This window comes from Parapontixanthobacter aurantiacus, assembly GCF_009827635.1.
GTDB lineage: Bacteria > Pseudomonadota > Alphaproteobacteria > Sphingomonadales > Sphingomonadaceae > Parapontixanthobacter > Parapontixanthobacter aurantiacus.
Genome location: NZ_WTYW01000001.1, coordinates 525,002 through 544,971 on the forward strand (window position 1 = coordinate 525,002; position 19,970 = coordinate 544,971).

Here is a 19,970-nt window from a genome sequence, read left to right on the forward strand (position 1 = left end):
GGCCGAGGCCGCTTTCCATTCGGCACGGGCATCGCTATGCGCCTGTGACCATGGATTTTTTCAGAACGTTCGCGGCCCCCGTCGCCCTTGTCGCCCTTGCCATCAACCCTGCCGAAGCCGACGCTCAGGCGACGGGTTCGACCAATCCGCAAGCCGAGCGGGCGCTGAGCGAAGACACCATCGCCTACGATTTCGTGGAAGGCATCACGACCGAAGTCGGCCCGCGTCAGGCAGGTACCGAAGCCGAGGCGCGCGGCCGCGTCTGGGCCGAGCGATGGCTGACCGCCAACGACTTTACCAATGTGGCGGACGAGCCCTTCATGATGGATACCTGGGTGCGCGGCGAGGAAGAGGCGGAAATCGTTTCTCCCTTTGCGCAGCCGCTCGCCATTGCCGCGCTCGGCAATTCGGCCTCGACCGGTCCGGACGGGATTACTGCGGAGGTCGTCTATTTCCCGACCTATGCTGCGCTTCAAGCAGCGCCGGAAGGCAGCCTCGCCGGCAAGATCGCCTTTATCTCGCACGCGATGAGCCCGACGCAGGACGGTTCGCAATACGGTTTCGCCGGACCCGCACGCTGGACCGGCCCCTCACTAGCCGCCAGCAAGGGGGCGGTCGCTACCGTCATCCGCTCCGTGGGGACCGACTATCACCGCAATCCCCATACCGGCGGCACGACCTTCGCAGAAGGTGTGGAACCCATTCCGGCGGGCGCACTCTCGCTGCCCGATGCCGATAATCTAATCCGGATGTTCGAACGCGCGAACGGGCGAGCCATCACCATGAAGCTGGTCCTGACGCCCCGCCTGCTCGGCGAGACGCAAAGCGGCAACGTCGTCGGCGAGATCGTCGGTCGCGACCCCTCGCTGCCGCCCGTCTTGCTCGCCTGTCACCTTGATAGCTGGGATCTGGGGACGGGCGCGTTCGACGATGCCGCGGGTTGCGGGATCGTCGCGGCGGCCGCGAAACATGTTGCGGAAGCCGGTCAGCCGCTCCGCACCATCCGCGTTCTTTTCGCGGGCGCAGAGGAAACCGGCCTCTGGGGCAGCAAGGCTTATGCCGCGGCCCATGCCGACGAACCCATCGCGGTCGCACTGGAAAGTGATTTCGGGGCGGACCGGATCTGGCGCTTCGACAGCAATTTCACCGAGAGCAACCCCGATCTTTATCGTCGCATCGCGGCAGCGGTCGCACCATTCGGCGTCGCGCCTTCAGCTGAAGTCGCGACCGGCGGGGCGGACATCAATATCGCCCGCGAACGAGGAACGGCGATCATCGACTTGCAGCAGGACGGAACGCGCTATTTCGATCTGCATCACACGCCGGACGACACGCTCGACAAAATCGATCCCGCCCAGTTGCGGCAGAACGTCGCAGTCTGGACCGCCGTGACGGCAATTCTCGCCAACGAACCGCGACCGATCAAGCCGAGCGAATAGTCAGGCGATCCTGCTCGACAAACGGCGCAGCATAACCGCCTGGATCGCCGCGCGTGCGAGCAGGAACAGGGTGAAGGAAATCCACAACCCGTTGCTTCCCAAGGGCCAGGTCAGCCACAGGCTCACAGCATAAAGCAGCGAGGCTCCGATCATCGAGACGAGGAGCGCGCGCGTCCAGCTCGCCGCGACATAGACGCCGTCGAAGATGAAGCCGAGAACGCCTGCGACCGGAAAGGCAAGCAGCCACGGCCAGACCTCGTAGGCCGCGTCGAGAACGGCGGGTGTCGCGGCGAAACTGGCGATGATCGGCTTTCCCAGGATGATGAAGACCGCCGACACAGCGAGGGCGACCGCCAATCCGCGCAGGATGATCGCGCGAATATAGTGGCGAAAGCCGGCGGCGTCGCGTTCTCCGAAACGTTCTCCGTTCAGGACCTGCGCCGCATTCTCGAAACCGTCCAGCAGCAGGGCGGTCAGCACGAACAGCTGATAGAGAATGCCGTTCGCCGCGAGCACTGCATCGCCGCGCTCTGCGCTCAACCGGGTGAGGGCGGCCAGCGCCACCATAAGGACGATCGTTCTCAGGAACAGGTCGCGATTGACGGACAGGAACGGGCGAACGGCTTGCCAGCCGATCAATGCTGCATCGAGGCGAAGTCGCCCGACCCGCGTGAAGACCGCATCCCGCCGAAGGAATGCGGCGATGACCGCCAGTTTGGTATATTCCGCGATGAGACTGGACCATCCGATCCCTGCGATGCCCCAATCGAGGCTCAGCACGAACCACAGGCCGAGCCCGACATTGGCGAGATTGTAGGCCACCTCGATCAGCAGGACCGCACGCATCTGGCGGCGCCCGACCATGAAGCCGACAAGCGCGAGATTGCACATGACGCCGGGCGCGGTCCAGTAGCGGATCCCCGCATAGGTCCCGGCGGCGGCAAGGACGTCACCTTCCGCTCCCAGCGCCGACAGCAGCAGGGGCAAAAGCACGGGTTTGAAGAGAAGCAGGAGTAGCCCGATCGTCAGACCGACGAAGAGGCCGCGCACGAGCACGCCGACCTGCGCCGTGTCGCCCTCCCGCGTGCCTGCCTGCGCGACCAGTCCGGTCGTCCCGGTCTTGAGGAAGTTCATCGCCGTGAAAAGCAGCGCGAACAGGCGTGCTCCTACGTCCACCGCGCCTTGCGCCGCGGTATCGCCCATCCGCCCGACGATCCACATATCGCCGAGACCGATCAGCGCGGTCGCGACATTGGTGATCATCGCCGGGACGGCAATCGCCCAGATCGCGCGGCGGTCTATGGTCGGGCGGCTATCTTGCGAAACGATAATGCCAACCAGCTTTCTTCAATCGCGTCTTCGCGGATCATAACATGAGGCAGTCTCTAACATCGAAACTTGCTTACCTGACTACTATCGAAAAATCGTCGAACTGAATCATTGAACGCTTGTTCCTGTTCGGGAAACAGGGAAGCAAATCGATATATCGCACGCAGTTTGAATGGAACTCGTACGCCGATTCGACGATGACCGACTGTCTAGGCTTTTCTTAAATTTGCTAATTTTGCCCGTACTTTACTTCGCGTTCGAACCTTCCTAGGAGCGTTGCGTTACTCGTGGCGGGACCGGGTAAATTCTTGCGGACGAGCTACCTTCCGCTGTCTGACGCAAGCGATAATTCGCGCGGATAGAAAGCGCCCCAAAAGACTAACGAGCGTCTTGTCGATCTGCGTTAGCGACTAGTTGCGAGGACGAGGTCGACATTCAATGGCAAGCCAAACCTCACCGGTCTCTACGATGTTCCACGGCAAGGGTGGGAGGTCCGCGGTCCGGCCATTTCGCGACGATGTACAAGGCTTGCGTGGCATCGCGGTTTTGCTCGTCGTCCTCTATCACGCTGGGGTCCCTGGATTGTCTGGGGGATTTGTAGGTGTCGACGTTTTCTTCGTCATCTCCGGCTTTCTTATAACACCCATCCTGTACGACGAAGTTCTGAGGGAAGGGCGCATCGACTTTCTTAATTTTATGGCTCGCCGCATCAGGCGTCTGCTTCCGGCAATGATAGTCGTTCTGATCTTCACCGGCCTGGCCGGTTTGCTCATTTATTCTCCTTATCAACATTCCGAGCTTGCCAATACGGTTCTCTCCTGCGCGGTATATGCGAGCAATCTTTTGTTCGTTTGGAGGCAAACGGATTATCTTGCCGATAATCTAAGTGAGAGCCCACTCCTGCACACTTGGTCTCTTTCAGTCGAAGAGCAATTCTATTTCATCTGGCCGTTAACTATCTTCGCATTCGCCAGGATAGGTCGACGAACACAAAAGGGCGTTTATTTCGCCGTAATATCGGGGATTGGCCTTGCTGGTGCGCTGTCGTTCGCTTCCTCGGTCTGGTTGACCGACACGTATCAGTCCTTCGCGTTTTTTATGATGCCGACACGAATATGGGAGTTCGCCGCCGGGGGCGCAGCGGCGCTCTCAACGAGACTGTTTAGTATTTATGGCGGAAATCGATGGCTGTCCCTCGCATCGTTCGCAGCTCTCGTCATTTTGCTGGCGACTGCGTCAATATTCGATGAGCAAACTCTGTTTCCCGGCACGGCAGCGGCGATTCCTGTAATAGCAACTACCGTTTTGCTCGCACTAGGTTCATGGACGAACGACGGACCGATGACGAGGGCTCTGAAAGTAAAACCACTAAGCTACGTTGGAACGATATCCTATTCATTCTACCTTTGGCATTGGCCTATCTTGCTATTGGCCGACGAATTGGGGACGGGAGAACATATTATCGAGCGACTCTTTCTTGTCGCTATTTCTTTTATTGTTGCGATAATCTCTTACCACTGCATTGAAAATCCTGTCCGCCATAGTCGAGTGCTATCGAGCAAGCCGCTTCGATCTATCTCCATGCTCGTCGTCTTTAGCTGCGTCGGCATCGTCGCTGCTCTTACTTGGCGATTGGCTGCCGAAGGTTGGAAAATGCAGCCTGATCAGAAAGTCTACGCGGCGGCAGCGGTTCAGAATACGACGTTGCGCGATGCGGGCTGCGTTGCAGACTTCTACGAGCGCGCGGTACGTCCTTGCCGCTTTGGAACTCAAAATGGCAGTCGCACGATCGTCCTTCTTGGGGACAGCCACGCTGCGCAGTGGTTCACGCCAATTCGTGAGATCGCCGAGCGGCGGGGATGGAAATTGATCACTCTGGTAAAAGTCGCCTGTCCTCCGGCGCATGTAAGCTTTTATTACCAGTCTCTGGGACGTCGTTATCGCGAGTGTGAACAATGGCGCGGCGCGGCACTGCAATACATATCGGAGTTAGCCCCCGAGCTTGTCGTAGTAACAGGGTCGCTAGCTTACGCGGTAGACCCTGAAGCTTGGCGGACTGGCACGGGTCAATTATTTGATGAACTAACTGCTTCTGGAAGCCACGTTCTCCAACTACGCGACAATCCGCGACCAGGCTTCGATGTAGTGGCTTGCTTGTCACAGGCGAGCTGGGGGGCGGAATGGCGTCGGTCGCTCGGCTTGCCGCCGCAAGACTGCCGCTTCGAACGCGCGGGCACCTTAAATACCGAACGTTATAAGGGAGAGTATAGTGAGATTGCCGCGAGAAGGCTGGTAACCGGCCTTGATCTTACTGATCGAATCTGTCCCGGTTCAATTTGTCCAGTCGAACGTAGTGGGCAAGTGATCTATCGGGACACCAATCATCTGACCGAATACTTCGTAAAGACTTTGTCCGGCGAGCTTTCGGTCATAATCAATAAAATTATGTCGCGTCGGACCGATAGCGAGATACGATCTTCCGAGGCCCCTTAGATCGTCGACCGTCTTGACGCTTCAACAAGTCCTAACGACCGACAATTTCAGCGATGCAGCTAATCTCGGCGGCCATTATATATGAGGTTCATCTAAGTCATGAAAGCGCAAGAGACTGCGTAAGTTGGTCGGGGAGACTGGATTCGAACCAGCGACCCCCTGTACCCAAAACAGGTGCGCTACCAGGCTGCGCCACTCCCCGACCGGAGCCAATCCGAACGACCACGCCAAAGTGCATCTGGTGGGCCCGGCAGGACTCGAACCCGCGACCTAGCCGTTATGAGCGGCCAGCTCTAACCAACTGAGCTACAGGCCCGCCTGATGCCGCTTGGTCGGATGCCCGCAAAGGGCGTCCCCGATTGACTGCGGCAGCGCGTAGCCCGGCGCGCTCGCGCTGGCAAGCATCCATCGCAAAATTCGCATTCGCGGGCCGGGGCGCTCCCGTTCGACCCTAGGCGTCGGTGGTCAGTTCCTCGCCAGTTTCCCGGCGTTCCGGATCGGGCGAGGGCAGGACGAGCACGACATTGCCGTTTTCGCGTAGCAGGTCGCCGCCCGCGCGCCGCGCCTCGCTGCGTGCAAGGCGCAGGGCGAACCCGTCGCCGAGCATCCCGCTGCGCACCGGCGCTCCGGTCTCGGTCACGCCTTCCAATGCGAACACGTCTTCCTGTGCGGCCAGCGCGGCCGGAAGATCGACCGACAGCAGGGTGAAGCGCCCTTCGCGCACCTGCCGGATGCCGATGGCGAAAACATCGCTCGGCTCGCACCAGCCGGCAATGGTCGCGAGGATGCGCCAGCTGAGCGACTCGAGATCGGGACAATTCAGGGCAACGACGGCGCTGCGCGTTTCGAACTGGCTTTCGAAATAGCGTACGCGCTCGCTCATCGCGCCGCGCAGGCGGTCGAGCTGTCGCTTGACGATCGGCAGGAGGTCGCACTCGCCCTCCGCCATGATGCTGTCGCCCGTTTCGAGCCGGGCGAAGCGCTCGATCTCCTCGAAGCCGGCCATCATCGCGGCGCTGTCGCCGGCAATCGAAGCGGCGAGCGCGCGATAATTATGCGGCACGCTGCCGTGCATCTGCTGCTGGATGAGTTCGGCAAAGCCCTGAACCGCGTTCACCGGGGTGCGCAATTCATGAAGGATCTGGCGAACCTGGTCCGAGGCTTCGCGGTTAATGCCCGCCGCGCGCACTTCTGGCGGCGCGACGCGGGAGAAGCTGCCACCATGCCCGATGAAGGCGCCGGTCGCATCGGCAAATTGCGGAAATGCCCGGACGATCCAGCGGCTTGTTATGCTTGGAGCCCCGACGAGTTCGAGCGTGATATTCTCCAGCGGCTGCATCGTCCGGATTGCCTGACGTAATTCCCACGTGTCGCCGGTCGTTCGCTGGGCGAGCAGCGAAGCGCCGATGACGCTCGGCGCGATCTCGGGATCGGCCCAGACGATGCGACCCTCGGCATCGCTGAGGAAACGGAAGTGCGACGGGCCCGCATCGTCGCGCTGCCTGCGCTTGGCAGTGCGCTGTTCGGTCGCTTCGCGGTTCTGTCGGTAAGCGTCGATCCGGCGAACGATGCCGCCGATCGACGTGATGTTGTCATTGGCTTTGTCCGTTTCGCACTCGATCAGTTCGCGCTCGACCGGGCTCGCGTCCCGCTCGAAGTCGATTGCTGGACCATCCGCTTCACTCTCTTCCGGCGTATCGTCCTGTATGTCCGCCCCATCGTCGTTCGCCGGGTCTGCCGCTGCATCATCGGCGACCCAGTTGTCCGGCAAGGGAAGCGCGCGATCATGCACGCCCAGCCGCTCGAGAACCTGCGTCGCTGCGGGCGGCAAATCGTCGCGGAGGCGAAGGAAACCGCGGGCACGGACCGGCAGGGCGGGGATGAGATCGGCCCATTCCTCCGGGCTCAATTTGACCTTGCCCAGCGCAGCTGAGGCGATGTCGGGCGATTCGCCGGCGAAGTACGAGGCGAGCGATGCATTGCGAAAGCGCCAGCCGGCCTCGCGCAGGATTGCCGCCCGCTCCTTCTCCGCGATTTGCGCTTCGAGCGCGTCCATGCGTTGCCACGCTTCGGCCATCAGCTCGTCGTCGATCATGGTATGGATATGGCCCATGATATCGAGCAACTGACGATATTGAGTGCGGATCGCACGCTCGCCCGTAACGCGCTGGCTCAGCACCGTTTTAAGGCGATCGTCGATATACAAGCGGCACTCCCTGTCTCGCTGCCCGGACCCCTTCCCATCGGGAGGGCGCGGCGCTTCCTTAATGCGTTATTTAGGACGTTTGATAGCCGTCCGCCGCGAAACCTCGCGGCGCGTCACAAAGCGGGACGGAAGATGGTTAAGGAAATAATCTTAGCAATTCTGGCAATGGCTGATATGCTGCCATTGTCTATCCGGAAGGATTCTTGCCACCGGCTGAGCGCGAAAACTGCGCGAGGGACGAGAAGCAAATGGAAAAATACGACGAAATCGATCGCCGGCTGCTAGCCGAATTGCAGGACGAAGGTCGCATCACCAATGTCGAACTCGCGCATCGGGTCGGCCTGACCGCTCCGCCGTGTCTGCGGCGCGTGAGGGGGTTGGAAGAGGATGGCGTCATCCGCGGCTATCACGCCGATCTCGATCCGTCGAAGCTCGGCTTCACGATTACCGTCTTCGCCATGGTCAGCCTGAAGAGCCAGGCAGAAGACGCCCTGCGAGAATTCGAGAACGCCATGCGCGAATTTCCCGAAGTACGCGAATGTCACATGCTGAACGGGGAGATCGACTTCATCCTGAAGATCGTCTGCCGCGACCTGCAAAGCTTTCAGGAATTCCTGACCGGCAAGTTGACGCCTGCTCCAAATGTGGAAAGCGTCAAGACCTCGCTAACGATCCGCACTGCGAAACACGCACCAGGCGTTCCGATCTAGCGGAGAGCCGGGCTGAAAGTTTGAATAAAAACCGAAGCCCGTTACAGGCTCACTCGGCTTTTTCGCTGTCCCGTTCGGCGAGCCATTCCTCGAGCCACTTGATCGTATAGTCGCCGCTCAACACGTCGTCCTGCTTAATCAGCTGCTGATGCAAGGGGATGGAGGTCTTCACGCCTTCTATGACCATTTCCTCGAGCGCCCGACGAAGGCGCATGATGCACTTGTCGCGGTTGCGGCCATAGACGATCAGCTTGGCGATCATGCTGTCATAGTAGGGCGGTATCGAGTAGCCCGCATACAGCCCGCTATCGACGCGCACATGCATACCGCCGGCGGCGTGATACGCGCTTACCTTGCCCGGCGAGGGCGCGAAGGTGAACGGGTCTTCGGCATTGATGCGACATTCGATCGCATGGCCGGTAAAGGTGATCTCGTCCTGCGTCACCGAAAGCGGCTTGCCGTCAGCGATCCTGATCTGCTCGCGCACGAGATCGAGGCCAGTGATCATTTCGGTCACCGGATGTTCGACCTGCAGGCGCGTATTCATTTCGATGAAGTAGAATTCGCCGTTCTCCCAGAGGAACTCAATCGTTCCCGCGCCGCGATAGCCCATATCTGCCATCGCCTTGGCGACGATCCCGCCCATCCGCTCGCGCTCTTCGGCGGTAATCACGGGCGAGGGTGCTTCTTCCAGCACCTTCTGGTGACGGCGCTGAAGCGAGCAGTCGCGTTCGCCCAGATGGATCGCATTGCCGTTGCCGTCGCCGAAGATCTGGAACTCGATGTGACGAGGATTGCCGAGATATTTCTCGATATAGACGGTGGCATCGCCGAAAGCCGCCTTCGCTTCGCTACCGGCCTGCTGCATCAGCGTCTGCAGCTTTTCGGGACTGTCGCAGACCTTCATGCCGCGCCCGCCGCCGCCGCTCGCTGCCTTGATGATCACCGGATAGCCGATTTCCTCGGCGATTCGGGCGGCTTCCTCCACGTTGTCGACCGCGCCGTCCGATCCGGGCACGAGCGGCAGACCGAGTTCACCCGCGCTCTTCTTTGCCGCGACCTTGTCGCCCATCGTGCGGATGTGCTCGGGCTTGGGACCGATCCACGCGATGTCATGCGTTTCGACGATCTCTGCGAAGCGCGCATTCTCGGAAAGGAAGCCGTATCCGGGATGGATGGCGTCGCAATGGGCGATCTCGGCGGCTGCGATGATCGAGGCCACATTGAGATAGCTTTCGCTCGCAGGCGGCGGGCCGATGCAGACTGCATGGTCGGCGAGGCGAACATGCATAGCATCGGCATCGGCGGTCGAATGGACGGCGACCGTCTCGATACCCATTTCATGCGCGGCGCGATGGATGCGCAAGGCGATTTCGCCGCGATTGGCGATCAGGATCCGGGAAATTGCCATGGCGTCGTTACCCGATCACGACCAGCGGCTGGTCGAATTCGACCGGCTGGGCATTCTCGACGAGGATCTGTTTCACGGTCCCAGCCTTCGTCGCGGTGATGGGGTTCATGACTTTCATCGCCTCGATGATGAGCAGCGTGTCGCCCGCTTCGACCTTGTCGCCGACCTTCACGAAATCGGCAGCATCGGGCTCGGGCGCGAGATAGGCCGTGCCGACCATGGGTGACTTCAGCGCATCGGCAGCGACGTTTTCGGCCTCTCCGCCCGTTGCGGAGTCACTCGCGCTTCCCTGAGGGGCGCTCGCTTGCGGCTGAGAGGGGGGCGCCATCGGCATTGCCTGATAGGCAGGCATCTGCATGCCCCCGCGCGCGACGCGGATCTTGCGTTCGCCGTCCTCGACCTCGATCTCGCTCAATCCCGATTCGGAGAGAAGTTCCGCGAGTTCGCGGACGAGGTCGGTATCTACGTTCATCCCGGTCTTGCGCCCGGTGCTACCCTTGCTGTCGGCCATGAATGCCCCTTGTTTGCTGGTTGCGGCCCCTATGCGCGGGGCTTGGCCGACTGGCAAGGGGGGCGGGCCGGTTCGGAGTCGGCAATCAACATCCCGGTCAGAGGCGCGCGGCAATCTCCAGCGCATCGACATAGCCCTGCGGTCCGCGGCCTTGCACTGTCTCGACCGCGCCCATTGCGACGAAGGAATGATGGCGAAATTGCTCGCGCTGCGTCGGATCGGACAGGTGGACTTCGATCACCGGCGTCTTGATCGCCTTGATGGCATCGAGCAGGGCGATGGAGGTGTGGGTGTAGGCAGCGGCATTCAGCAGCACCGCCTTGGCGGCTTCCGCCTGTGCCTCGTGCAGCCAGTCGACGAGATGCCCCTCGTGGTTGGACTGGCGCATGTCGATCGCGAGTCCGAGTTCACGCGCACGATCTTCGAGAAGGTCGGCAATGTCGTCGAGCGTCGCAGTGCCGTATATTTCGGGTTCGCGCAGACCCAAGAGGTTCAGATTGGGTCCGTTGAGGACGTAGACGGTCGGGCGGTCGGATTGCGGCATGGCCCCTCCCATAGCGCGGGGGAGGGGCCGCTGCCTAGCCGCCGCGGATCAGGCGACGCCCTTGTTCTTTCCGATTTGCCGCGCCGCCGTGTATCCGAGATATCCGGTTCCGAACAATGCGAGCAGCGGATCGGGTATCCCGTTGAGATAGGCGTTCATGCCGCGGGCAATGGCTTCGGCAGTTTCCGGCGTGAAGGCGGCGAGGATGCCCATCGGGATCGCAGCCAGGATAATGACGTAAATGACGTAGAGGAAGCTGGGCCGCGCCCTGCTGGTCCACGGATCGCGGGAATTGGCTTCCGCGACGATCGCGCCGAGCCGGGTCTCGATCGCTTTCAATTCCTGGCTGCCTTCGAGTTCGATGAGCCGCAGCTTCGCTTCGGCGGCCGCTCCCTTGTCCGGAATGATCTTGTCGATGATCGAGGCGATGGGACCGATAATCGTTTCGATAAATGCCATGTCTGTTCTCCGCAAAGAAACCTCCTATAACCAAATAGGTTCGTGTAGGAAATCGGCCTCCGCGGCTGCCGGTTTTCGGATTGTCGGTCCTTCGCTTAGGCAGCGGGGCGTGCTTTCGCGCAAGATAGACAAGAGGCGCGCACGGGTTTAGAAGTCGAGCGAGCGACGCGAGAGCGGTTTGTCCGCAGCTATAAGGGGCCTTCGAAAAACGCCATGAGACGCAACGCTATGCTTGTCGGTTTGGGCCTCGGCTCTTCCGCTCTTCTCTTGTCCATTGGCGTGGCCGCGCAGCCCGCGTCGCAGGACGCCGACACGATCGTCTGGACAGGCGAGGGCGAAGGCCTCGAACCGCCGCGCCTGTGGGATTGTTCGCGGATTGCCCCCGAATATCGCGCCTGGCTCGAAGCGGACAACGCGCCGCAGGACTGGAAGTTCGCCGGCAAGACCTATCGCGAAGCGGGTGACGAGCGCAGCTACGACTGGAGCGAATGGCTGAACTGGTACGAGCGAAGCTGCGCGCTGGGTGCACCCTTGGTTGAGGGAAGCGCCGCAAGTGGGGGCGGAATGGGACTTGGCATCGCTGCGAATGTCGCCGCGCTGGGAGGATTTGTCGCGCTGTCCAGCGGTTCGGACGAGGAACGGCAAGCGGCGACGCCGCCCAATGACAGTCCGGGCTGACCGAAACTTCTTTTGAGAGAAAAACCACTGGTCGGGACGACTGGATTCGAACCAGCGACCCCCACACCCCCAGTGTGATGCGCTACCAGGCTGCGCTACGTCCCGATCCAGTGGAAGGCGCGCTATAGGCGCGGCCCGATAGCTTGGCAAGCGTCTCTCTCGAACCCGTCGCAATGCGCGTTGCTCCGGCGAATATTTGCTGCTAGTCGCGCAACCCAATCCGCATGTCGGGCGGGGTTCGCCCCTCGACTTGCGCGACGCGCGCCCTATCTGAAAGGCGCGGACCGCTTTACTTGGACTAGGGATTTTCGATGCTGTATCTCATTGCTGCTGCCGCAGGCGCTGCCGACGCGCCTCCCGGATGGATCCAGTGGGTGCCGATCATCGGAATGATCGCGATCTTCTGGTTCCTCATCATCCGTCCGCAAATGCGCCAGCAAAAGGCGCATGCGGAGAAGGTCGCAGGTCTCAAGAAAGGCGATCAGGTGGTCACCGCCGGCGGCCTCGTGGGCAAGGTTATGAAGGTCGATGACGATTATGCCGAACTCGAGATCGCGCAGGGCGTCCGGGTGAAGGCGGTGAAAAGCACGATCGGCGACGTCATCCCGCCCGCCGGCAAGGCCAAAGCCGACGCCTAGTTCGCCATCGGCCCCGTAATCTCGATCTAGGACGCAGAAATGCTGGATTTCCCCACCTGGAAGAAACTTTGGCTCTGGGGCCTGGCGCTGATCGCCGTCCTGGCGGCTCTTCCCTCGCTTGCCAATCTCGCGAACCGGGCCTGGCCCGAGCCCCTGCCGTCGCCGACCGTCAATCTCGGGCTCGACCTTGCAGGCGGCAGTCACCTGCTGCTCGAAGCCGACCCGGCGGAAGTCGCCACGCAACGTCTGCAAAATCTGGAAGAGACCGTCCGCACGACAATGCGCCGCGCCGAGCCACGCATTCGCATCGGCGATGTTTCCGCGCAGGGCGGTCGTCTAAGCTTCCTTCTCGACGACATGAGCGATGTCGACCGTGCGCGTGAATTGCTGCTGCCGATCCTCAACGGTTCGGGGCTGACGCGTGACTGGAACCTTGAAGTGGTCGACCAGAACCGCTTCGTCCTCACTCCGACGAGCGAGGGCATAGATGCTGCGGTCGAACAGGCGATGGAAAGCGCGGTCGAGGTCGTGCGCAAGCGGATCGACGAACTGGGCACGCGCGAGCCCACGATCATCCGCCAGGGCGACAATCGCATCGTGGTCCAGGTTCCGGGTCTGCAGGATCCCGAGGAACTGAAGGCCTTGCTCGGCGAAACCGCGCAACTCGAATTCAAGCTGGTTGACGAGAATGCCAATGCTGCCGACGTTGCGGCCGGTGTCGCGCCTCCGGGTTCGCAGATCTTTCCCTATGTCGAGGATTCGCCCTTTGCCGGACAATCCGTGGCGGTCCGTCGGCTCGGCGGCATCCGCGGGGACAATCTCGTCGGCGCGCAGCAGACTTTCGATCAGGACAATCAGCCGGTCGTCACCATCCAGTTCGACCAGCAGGGGGCGGCACGTTTCGGCACGCTGACCAGCGAGAACGTCAACAAGCCTTTCGCAATCATCCTCGACGGTGAAGTCCTTTCCGCGCCCAATATCAACGAGCCGATCCTTGGCGGTAGCGCGCAGATTTCCGGCAATTTCACGGTCGAAAGCGCCAACCGCCTTGCCATATCGCTTCGCTCGGGCGCGCTGCCCGTCGATCTTGCGATTATCGAGGAACGCACGGTCGGTCCCGATCTGGGTGCGGACTCGATCCGCAAGGGTATGATTGCCATGCTGATCGGCTCGGTTGCCGTCATCGTCCTGATGATCGCGACCTATGGCCGCTTCGGAATTTACGCTACCGTCGCGCTCGTCATCAACGTCCTCATGCTGCTCGGCATCATGGCCGCGCTTAATACGACGCTCACTCTGCCGGGCATTGCGGGCTTCGTCCTGACCATCGGGGCGGCGGTGGACGCGAACGTGCTGATCAACGAACGCATCCGGGAGGAGCGCAAACGCGGGCGGCGGATCGTCGCCGCGGTCGAGAACGGCTACAAGGAAGCAAGCCGCGCGATCTACGATGCGAACGTCACCAATTTCATTGCCGGGGTACTGCTGTTCCTGTTCGGCTCGGGCCCCATTCGCGGCTTCGCAGTGGTGCTCGTCATCGGCCTGTTCACGAGCGTCTTTACCGCGGTGACGCTGACCCGGATGTGGGTCGCGGGATGGATGCGCAAGGCTCGCCCGACCGAGCTGAACCTGTAAGGAGGACGAGACCATGCGACTTTTGAAACTTGTCCCCGACGACACGAACATTCCCTTTCTGAAATGGCGCGTGCCGTTCTTCGTGGTGAGCATCCTGCTGATCGCGGCGAGCTGGGCGCTCGTCTTCACCCAAGGCTTGAATTACGGCGTCGATTTCGCCGGTGGTCAGGAAATTCGCGCGACCTTTACCGAGAGCGAAACCGCGCCCGTCGCGGAACTGCGCGAAGCGGTAGGCGCGCTGGGATATGGCGACCCGCTCGTCCAGCGGTTCGGCGAGCCCAACCAGGTTTCGATCCGCGTGCGCCTGCCCGACGAGGTGACGGGCGACAAGGAAGCGGCGGACCGGATCGCCGACCAAATTACCGGCACTTTGCAGAGCGAATTCTCGGACTTCCAGCTGGATGGGCGCGACACCGTCTCGGGCAAGGTTTCCGGCGAGTTCCGCCAGAGCGCGGTCTATGCCCTGCTCGCGGCGATGCTGGCGGTCGCGATCTATATCTGGGTCCGTTTCGAATGGCAGTTCGGGGTCGGCGCGCTGTTCGCCCTGTTCCACGACGTTTCGCTGACGCTCGGCATGTTCGCGCTGTTCCAGCTCGAATTCAGCCTCCAGATCATCGCGGCGATCCTCGCCATCATCGGCTATTCGCTGAACGACACGATCGTCGTTTACGACCGTATCCGCGAGAACCTGAAAAAGTACCGGAAAATGGCGCTTCCCGAGCTTCTCGACCTGTCGGTGAACGAGACGCTGGCGCGTACCGTGATGACCTCGCTGACGCTGCTCGTCGCCCTCGTGCCGCTGCTGTTCTTCGGCCCCGCGAGCCTGTTCGGCCTCGTCGCTGCGATCACGCTCGGCCTGTTCGTCGGCACCTACTCCTCGGTCTATATGGCGGCCCCGCTGCTCCTGTGGCTCGGCGTCGATTCCGACAGCTTCATACCGCAGGAATCGGTCGCCGATCGGCAGGAAAAGGTCGCGCGCGGCGAACGCTGAACAAGGATGTCGAGCGGGGGTCTAAGCGCACCTAGCCCGATGTCAGCGATGCCAGGTGCGCCCTTTCGGGTGTCTGCTTCGGGCTAAAGCCGGCGAACCAGCATTTCGGCCACTGCGATCCACGGCGGATCGTCCACCACCTGCTGCTTTTCGCCATGACCCGGCGGCAGCAATCCGACGAGCGTGCCGCGCCGGTCGATCAGTCGCCCGAAAGCGAAGCGGCCCGCCTTCCGCGGAACGAGGACGTCGCGATTGATCGCGCGCGCCGAATCCTCCGGAGCAAGTTGCCGCAGCCAGAGCTGGTCGCCCTGCCGATACTCCCCGACCGGCTCATCGATCGAAAGCACCATGAGCGGGCTTTCCCCGCCGAGATCGGTGGAGAGGATGGCATCGCGCGGCGTGTCCAGCGCCTCCGGCCCGCTGCCGGTCAGCCGGGCGACGAGCTGCGGGTGGTTGGCGGTTTCGCTACGCACCAGCATTTCCGGGTCGACATCGAGCGCCGCGCCAATCCGCTCCATCCATTTGAGCGAGAGGTTGCGCATCCCCGTTTCGAGCCGTCCGATGGTCTGCGCCGTCGTCGGCGGATCGCAGGCTTCCGCCAGTTCCGCGAGCGTCAGCCCCTTGTCCTTGCGAATGTCACGAATGCGATTGATCATCCCGCTCTTTCCCTCGATCGCCGAACTCTAACCATATCGGTGATATTTGTCTTTCCTACAGCCGACCGGATTTGGCAAGGGGATGCCTCAGCAATCCCCAGCCGAAAGGATACCGCCGATGATCCGCCGCGAAATCGTCGAAAAGGAACTGACCCTCGAAGGACCGCGCCGGGTCGGGGGAGGGGTGAAGCGTCGTCGCAGCGTCGCCGTGAATGTAGGCGAATCGCCGCTGACCTGGCTGCATGCGCGCGGCCATCTCGACGACCGTCTGTTCGATGCGGGCGAGCGGCTGCGGGCCGATTACGAGCGCGCGCAATTGGGGCCGAACGTCACGATGCGCTGGGACCCGGTGCGGATCAAGGGAACGGGTGAGGCGGGGCTCACGTCCAGCGAGCGGCAACTTGCGGCCAAGGAGCGGTTCGACGGCGCGATGATCGAAGCGGGCAAAGGGTTGCAGGACATTCTGTGGCGGGTCGTCTGCGCGGGGGAGGGCCTGCCCATGGCGGAGAAGCAACTGGACTGGCCCGCGCGCAGCGGGAAACTGGTGCTGAAACTGGCGCTCGATAGGGTGGCGAACTTCTACCGCATCAATTGAGCGTTCTAAGCCGTGCCTATCCGCTCAGCCACCAGCCGCCGCAATTCGGGCAGCACATCTGCCTCGAACCACGGGTGCTTGGCCATCCATAGCGCGCTCCGCCACGCGGGATGCGGCAATGGGATGAAACGCGGCAGAAATTCGCGATAGCGCTCGATGCGCGCCGTCATGGTCAGTGCCTTCGTCTCCGTCAGATAGGCGCGCTGGGCGTAGGCTCCGACCAGCAAGGTCAGGCGGTCCTCCGGCAATTCGCGCCACACCCGATCGTGCCAGGTCGGCGCACATTCGGGCCGGGGAGGCTTGTCGCCGCCGCTCGCCTTGCCGGGATAGCAGAAGCCCATCGAAACGATGGCGAACCGGGCCGGATCGTGCAGCGTATCGAAGCTGACGCCCAGCCATCCGGCAAGCCGGTGGCCGGACTTGTCGTCGAAGGCGAGGCCGGTTTCGTGCGTGATCCGCCCCGGCGCCTGTCCGATGACGACCACCCGGCTGGTCGCACTGAACTGAACGATGGGCTTGGGGCCGAGGGGCAAGTGCCCGGCGCATAAGGTACAGGCCCTGATCTCGCGTTTGAGCGCTTCCGCCGTCAAAGCGCCTCGACCCGCTCGGCAAGGTTCAGCCAGCGTTCTTCCGCCGCGTCCTTTTCGGTCCGCGCGTTCTCTATGCCCTTGGTGATGTTGGCAAATTTCTGGGGATCGGTTGAATAGAGGTCCGGATCGGACAGAATTTCCGCGCCACGGCGGATCGCGGCGTCCAGTTCGTCGATTCGTGCGGGCAGCAGTTCGTAGTCGCGCTGCTCTTTATAGGACAGCTTCCTGCTTCCCTGGTTCTGACCTGATGCGGGCGGGGGAGGTGCGTTCCCTGACTGGTTCGCCTTGTCGGACCCGCTTGCCGGTGCCTGTCTTGCAGGGGGCGGGGACGCCTTCTTTGCAGCCCAGTCCTCGTAACCGCCCGCGACAACATCGACCTTGCCGGACCCGTCGAGGCCGAGCGTCACCGTCACCGTCCGGTCGAGAAAGTCGCGATCGTGGCTGACGATGAGGACCGTGCCGTCATAGTCGGCAATGACCTCCTGCAACAGGTCGAGCGTTTCCAGGTCGAGATCGTTAGTCGGCTCGTCGAGGACGAGGAGGTTCGACTTGCGCGCGAATTCGCGGGCGAGGAGCAGGCGCGAACGCTCGCCGCCGGACAGCGTTGCGACTTTCGTATCGACGATGCCGGGGTCGAACAGAAATTCCTTGAGATAGCCCTGCACGTGCTTCTTCGCGTCGCCCACCATGATCCAGTCGCCGCCTTCGGCCAACACGTCGCGCACGCTCTTGCCCTCGGCGAGCAGGCTGCGCTGCTGGTCGATCATCACGCCGGTTAGCGTCTTGGCGAGTGTTACGCTGCCTGTATCGGGTTCCAGTTCGCCGGTCAGCATCTTGAGCAAGGTCGTCTTGCCGGCGCCGTTCGCTCCAACGATGCCGATCCGGTCGCCGCGCTGGATGCGCAGGGAGAAGGGCTTGATGATCGCGCGGCCGTCATAAGATTTTCCGATATCCTCCGCGACGATGATCGATTTGGACCGGAAATCCTCGTCGCTTGCCAGCTTCAGCTTCGCCGTTCCGCCCGGCGTCATCATCGCGGCGCGGGCTGCGCGCATGTCGTGCAGTTTTTCCAGCCGCCCCTGATTGCGCTTGCGCCGCGCGGTGACGCCGCGTTCCAACCAGTGCGCCTCGATCTTCAGCTTCGCATCCAGCTTTTCCGCCGCGCGCGCCTCTTCGGCATAGACCTGCTCTTCCCACGCTTCGTAGCCGCCGAAGCCGACATCCTTGCGGCGCAACGATCCCCGGTCGAGCCACAGGGTCGCATTGGTCAGCCGCTTCAGAAAGGTGCGGTCGTGGCTGATTGCGAGAAAGGCGCCCTTGTAGCGGGCCAGCCAGTCCTCGAGCCAGTCGATCGCCGACAGGTCGAGGTGGTTGGTCGGTTCGTCCATCAGCAGAAGGTCCGGCTCCTGCGCCAGGGCGCGCGCGATGGCGGCGCGTCGCTTCTCCCCGCCGCTTGCGCCGTCCGCCGGCTTGCTCATGTCGATGCCGAGCTGTCCCGCAATGGCTTCGATCTCGTGCTCTGCGGGGGGATGTTCGCCCGATAGCGCGAATTCCATCAGCGTCGCGTGGGCGGAAAAATCCGGCTCTTGTTCGAGGAGGACGATGCGCGTGCCGGGCTTCACCTTGCGCTGCCCCCGATCGGGTTCGAGCCGGTCCATGATCAGCCGGAACAGCGTCGTCTTTCCTGCTCCGTTGCGACCGATCAGGGCCATGCGATCGCGCGGGCCGATATGCAGGTCGAGCGTGCCTTCCTCGCGATTGCCGAACAGCCATTTGCCGCCGATCTGCAGGCCGATGCTTTCGAGACTGAGGATGGGGGGCTGCGCCATGGTGCTGGGGCGCGCTTAGACGCTCGCCGTCGCTGGAACAAGGCGGTTCATCGACAGTCAAGCACAGCGGGCCGATGACCGGCCCATCAGGAGGTATCACCGATGAACAGATACGTATTTCCGCTTTTCGCACTGACCGGGGCGGCCTTGCTGCCCGCATCGCTTTCGGCTGCCGAGGTCACTATCCAGGCGACCAATCCCGTCATCGAACTCAACGTCACGGAAATGGCGCGTGCCGCGCCCGATGTCGCCATGATCAATGCCGGGGTACAGACCCGCGCAGCCACCGCGCGCGAGGCGATCGAGCAGAATGGCGAGGCGATGGATCGGCTGATCGCGCGGCTGCGTTCGCTCGGCATAGAGCGTAAGGACATCCAGACCTCGAGCTTCAACCTCAACCCGGATTACCAGTACAACCCGCAAACCGGCGAGCAGACCTTCAAAGGTTACAACGTCAACAATTCGGTGAGCGTGACCTTGCGCGATCTCGATCAGGCGGGCGACATCCTCGATGCGATGGTCGATGCCGGTGCGAACAACGTCTACGGCCCGAACTTCATGCTGGAGGACGACGCCGCGATCAAGGAAGAGGCGCGCGAGACGGCCTTCGCCCGCGGTATGGCGCAGGCCCAGTCCTATGCCCGGCTGGCAGGTTACAGCGGAGTTCGCATCCTCGAGATCAGCGAGAACTTCTCAGGCTATGGCCCCGTGCCCCCGCCGCCCCCGGCAATGGCGCGCGCCGAGAGCGTTCAGGTAACCGGAACCCGCATCGAACCGGGTGAAGTCGGCGTCAATGTCAATCTCCTCATCAAGTACGAGATGACCCGCTGAGGCATGCGACGGCAGAGAACGAGGTGTGGAAAAGGACGTCGTGCGCGCACCATTCACACCTTGTTCAATGCCTTTGGCCTAGTATCCTTCGCATTATGAAACGCATGAACAAACTGGCGCTGGCCGCGCTGCTGGCGGGGGCATTCGCATTGCCTGCCGCAACGCCGCTCGCCGCGCAGCCGCTGAGCGAGCAGGGCGAGGCGCGCAAGGAAATGCGCGCGGGCAACCAGCTTTCGCTGCGCCAGATCGAGCGCCGGATCCTGCCGATGATGCAGGGCGCCGAATATCTCGGCCCGTCCTACGATTCGCAGGCGCGCGCCTATCGCCTTAAGTTCATCCGCAACGGGCGGGTCCTGTTCGTCGACGTCGATGCGCGGACCGGCAAGATCCTCAAGCGCAGCGACTAGGCCGCAGCGTGCAGGCGT

At 62.1% G+C, this 19,970-nt stretch carries 19 protein-coding genes and 3 tRNA genes; 10 read left to right on the plus strand and 12 right to left on the minus strand.

From position 1 onward, the window contains the following. The first annotated feature begins 50 nt into the window (after positions 1-50). Positions 51-1,439 carry a M20/M25/M40 family metallo-hydrolase gene (locus tag GRI38_RS02535; RefSeq protein ID WP_160681412.1) on the plus strand — a complete coding sequence of 463 codons (1,389 nt, stop codon included), beginning with the start codon at positions 51-53 and terminating at the stop codon, positions 1,437-1,439. Here the strand turns inward: GRI38_RS02535 and GRI38_RS02540 are convergent, their stop codons facing one another. Next, on the minus strand, positions 1,440-2,702 hold the full coding sequence (locus GRI38_RS02540) for an MATE family efflux transporter (protein ID WP_160681413.1): 1,263 nt from the start codon (positions 2,700-2,702) through the stop codon (positions 1,440-1,442). 504 nt (positions 2,703-3,206) lie between these two features. Between GRI38_RS02540 and GRI38_RS02545 the strand changes: the two genes are divergently transcribed. Then, positions 3,207-5,261 (plus strand): acyltransferase family protein, encoded by a 2,055-nt coding sequence (locus GRI38_RS02545; RefSeq protein WP_160681414.1) that lies wholly within the window; start codon positions 3,207-3,209, stop codon positions 5,259-5,261. Positions 5,262-5,386: 125 nt separating this feature from the next. Here the strand turns inward: GRI38_RS02545 and GRI38_RS02550 are convergent. The 3 genes from GRI38_RS02550 to GRI38_RS02560 form a co-directional block, all read right to left on the minus strand. After that, positions 5,387-5,463 (minus strand) — tRNA-Pro (locus GRI38_RS02550). A 37-nt stretch (positions 5,464-5,500) separates the two neighbouring features. After that, positions 5,501-5,577, minus strand: a tRNA-Ile gene (locus GRI38_RS02555). A 135-nt stretch (positions 5,578-5,712) separates the two neighbouring features. Further along, positions 5,713-7,467 carry a histidine kinase dimerization/phospho-acceptor domain-containing protein gene (locus GRI38_RS02560; protein ID WP_160681415.1) on the minus strand — a complete coding sequence of 585 codons (1,755 nt, stop codon included), beginning with the start codon at positions 7,465-7,467 and terminating at the stop codon, positions 5,713-5,715. 248 nt (positions 7,468-7,715) lie between these two features. Between GRI38_RS02560 and GRI38_RS02565 the strand changes: the two genes are divergently transcribed. Beyond that, positions 7,716-8,177 (plus strand): Lrp/AsnC family transcriptional regulator, encoded by a 462-nt coding sequence (locus GRI38_RS02565; RefSeq protein WP_160681416.1) that lies wholly within the window; start codon positions 7,716-7,718, stop codon positions 8,175-8,177. Positions 8,178-8,226: 49 nt separating this feature from the next. Here GRI38_RS02565 and accC read toward each other — a convergent pair whose 3' ends face one another. The 4 genes from accC to GRI38_RS02585 form a co-directional block, all read right to left on the minus strand. Next, positions 8,227-9,588: an acetyl-CoA carboxylase biotin carboxylase subunit gene (gene accC / locus GRI38_RS02570; protein WP_160681417.1), complete on the minus strand. Its 1,362-nt coding sequence runs from the start codon at positions 9,586-9,588 to the stop codon at positions 8,227-8,229. Positions 9,589-9,595: 7 nt separating this feature from the next. After that, entirely contained in the window at positions 9,596-10,099 is a 504-nt protein-coding gene (gene accB, locus GRI38_RS02575; protein ID WP_237487319.1) for an acetyl-CoA carboxylase biotin carboxyl carrier protein, read from the minus strand. Between the two features lie 97 nt (positions 10,100-10,196). Further along, positions 10,197-10,643, minus strand: coding sequence for a type II 3-dehydroquinate dehydratase (locus GRI38_RS02580; protein WP_160681418.1), 447 nt, complete (start codon positions 10,641-10,643; stop codon positions 10,197-10,199). 48 nt (positions 10,644-10,691) lie between these two features. Beyond that, on the minus strand, positions 10,692-11,102 hold the full coding sequence (locus GRI38_RS02585) for a holin family protein (RefSeq protein WP_160681419.1): 411 nt from the start codon (positions 11,100-11,102) through the stop codon (positions 10,692-10,694). 213 nt (positions 11,103-11,315) lie between these two features. Here GRI38_RS02585 and GRI38_RS02590 point away from each other — a divergent pair, with 213 nt between their 5' ends. Next, positions 11,316-11,780 (plus strand): hypothetical protein, encoded by a 465-nt coding sequence (locus GRI38_RS02590; protein ID WP_160681420.1) that lies wholly within the window; start codon positions 11,316-11,318, stop codon positions 11,778-11,780. Positions 11,781-11,808: 28 nt separating this feature from the next. On the opposite strand, the gene GRI38_RS02595 is transcribed toward GRI38_RS02590, so the two are convergent. Beyond that, positions 11,809-11,885 (minus strand) — tRNA-Pro (locus GRI38_RS02595). A 206-nt stretch (positions 11,886-12,091) separates the two neighbouring features. Between GRI38_RS02595 and yajC the strand changes: the two genes are divergently transcribed. From yajC to secF, 3 genes are read left to right on the plus strand one after another with little or no spacing between them, the layout of a single operon-like run. Then, positions 12,092-12,418 carry a preprotein translocase subunit YajC gene (gene yajC, locus GRI38_RS02600; RefSeq protein ID WP_160681421.1) on the plus strand — a complete coding sequence of 109 codons (327 nt, stop codon included), beginning with the start codon at positions 12,092-12,094 and terminating at the stop codon, positions 12,416-12,418. Between the two features lie 39 nt (positions 12,419-12,457). Further along, positions 12,458-14,053: a protein translocase subunit SecD gene (gene secD / locus GRI38_RS02605; RefSeq protein ID WP_160681422.1), complete on the plus strand. Its 1,596-nt coding sequence runs from the start codon at positions 12,458-12,460 to the stop codon at positions 14,051-14,053. Between the two features lie 13 nt (positions 14,054-14,066). Beyond that, positions 14,067-15,044, plus strand: coding sequence for a protein translocase subunit SecF (gene secF, locus GRI38_RS02610; RefSeq protein ID WP_160681423.1), 978 nt, complete (start codon positions 14,067-14,069; stop codon positions 15,042-15,044). An 83-nt stretch (positions 15,045-15,127) separates the two neighbouring features. On the opposite strand, the gene GRI38_RS02615 is transcribed toward secF, so the two are convergent. Next, complete coding sequence (locus GRI38_RS02615) at positions 15,128-15,700, minus strand: helix-turn-helix domain-containing protein (RefSeq protein WP_160681424.1); 573 nt, start codon at positions 15,698-15,700, stop codon at positions 15,128-15,130. 121 nt (positions 15,701-15,821) lie between these two features. Here GRI38_RS02615 and GRI38_RS02620 point away from each other — a divergent pair, with 121 nt between their 5' ends. Then, positions 15,822-16,295: a DUF6456 domain-containing protein gene (locus GRI38_RS02620; RefSeq protein ID WP_160682427.1), complete on the plus strand. Its 474-nt coding sequence runs from the start codon at positions 15,822-15,824 to the stop codon at positions 16,293-16,295. A 5-nt stretch (positions 16,296-16,300) separates the two neighbouring features. On the opposite strand, the gene GRI38_RS02625 is transcribed toward GRI38_RS02620, so the two are convergent. Both GRI38_RS02625 and GRI38_RS02630 read right to left on the minus strand, forming a co-directional pair. After that, a complete protein-coding gene (locus tag GRI38_RS02625) occupies positions 16,301-16,885 on the minus strand; it encodes a uracil-DNA glycosylase family protein (protein ID WP_237487320.1) in 585 nt (194 codons plus the stop codon). After that, a complete protein-coding gene (locus tag GRI38_RS02630) occupies positions 16,882-18,714 on the minus strand; it encodes an ABC-F family ATP-binding cassette domain-containing protein (protein WP_160681425.1) in 1,833 nt (610 codons plus the stop codon). Before GRI38_RS02630 ends, GRI38_RS02625 begins: the two co-directional genes overlap by 4 nt. A gap of 102 nt (positions 18,715-18,816) precedes the next feature. On the opposite strand from GRI38_RS02630, the gene GRI38_RS02635 reads away from it, so the two are divergent. Together GRI38_RS02635 and GRI38_RS02640 are read left to right on the plus strand one after the other, a co-directional pair. Beyond that, entirely contained in the window at positions 18,817-19,545 is a 729-nt protein-coding gene (locus GRI38_RS02635) for an SIMPL domain-containing protein (protein WP_160681426.1), read from the plus strand. Positions 19,546-19,649: 104 nt separating this feature from the next. After that, positions 19,650-19,952 carry a PepSY domain-containing protein gene (locus tag GRI38_RS02640; protein ID WP_160681427.1) on the plus strand — a complete coding sequence of 101 codons (303 nt, stop codon included), beginning with the start codon at positions 19,650-19,652 and terminating at the stop codon, positions 19,950-19,952. Positions 19,953-19,970: the final 18 nt, after the last annotated feature.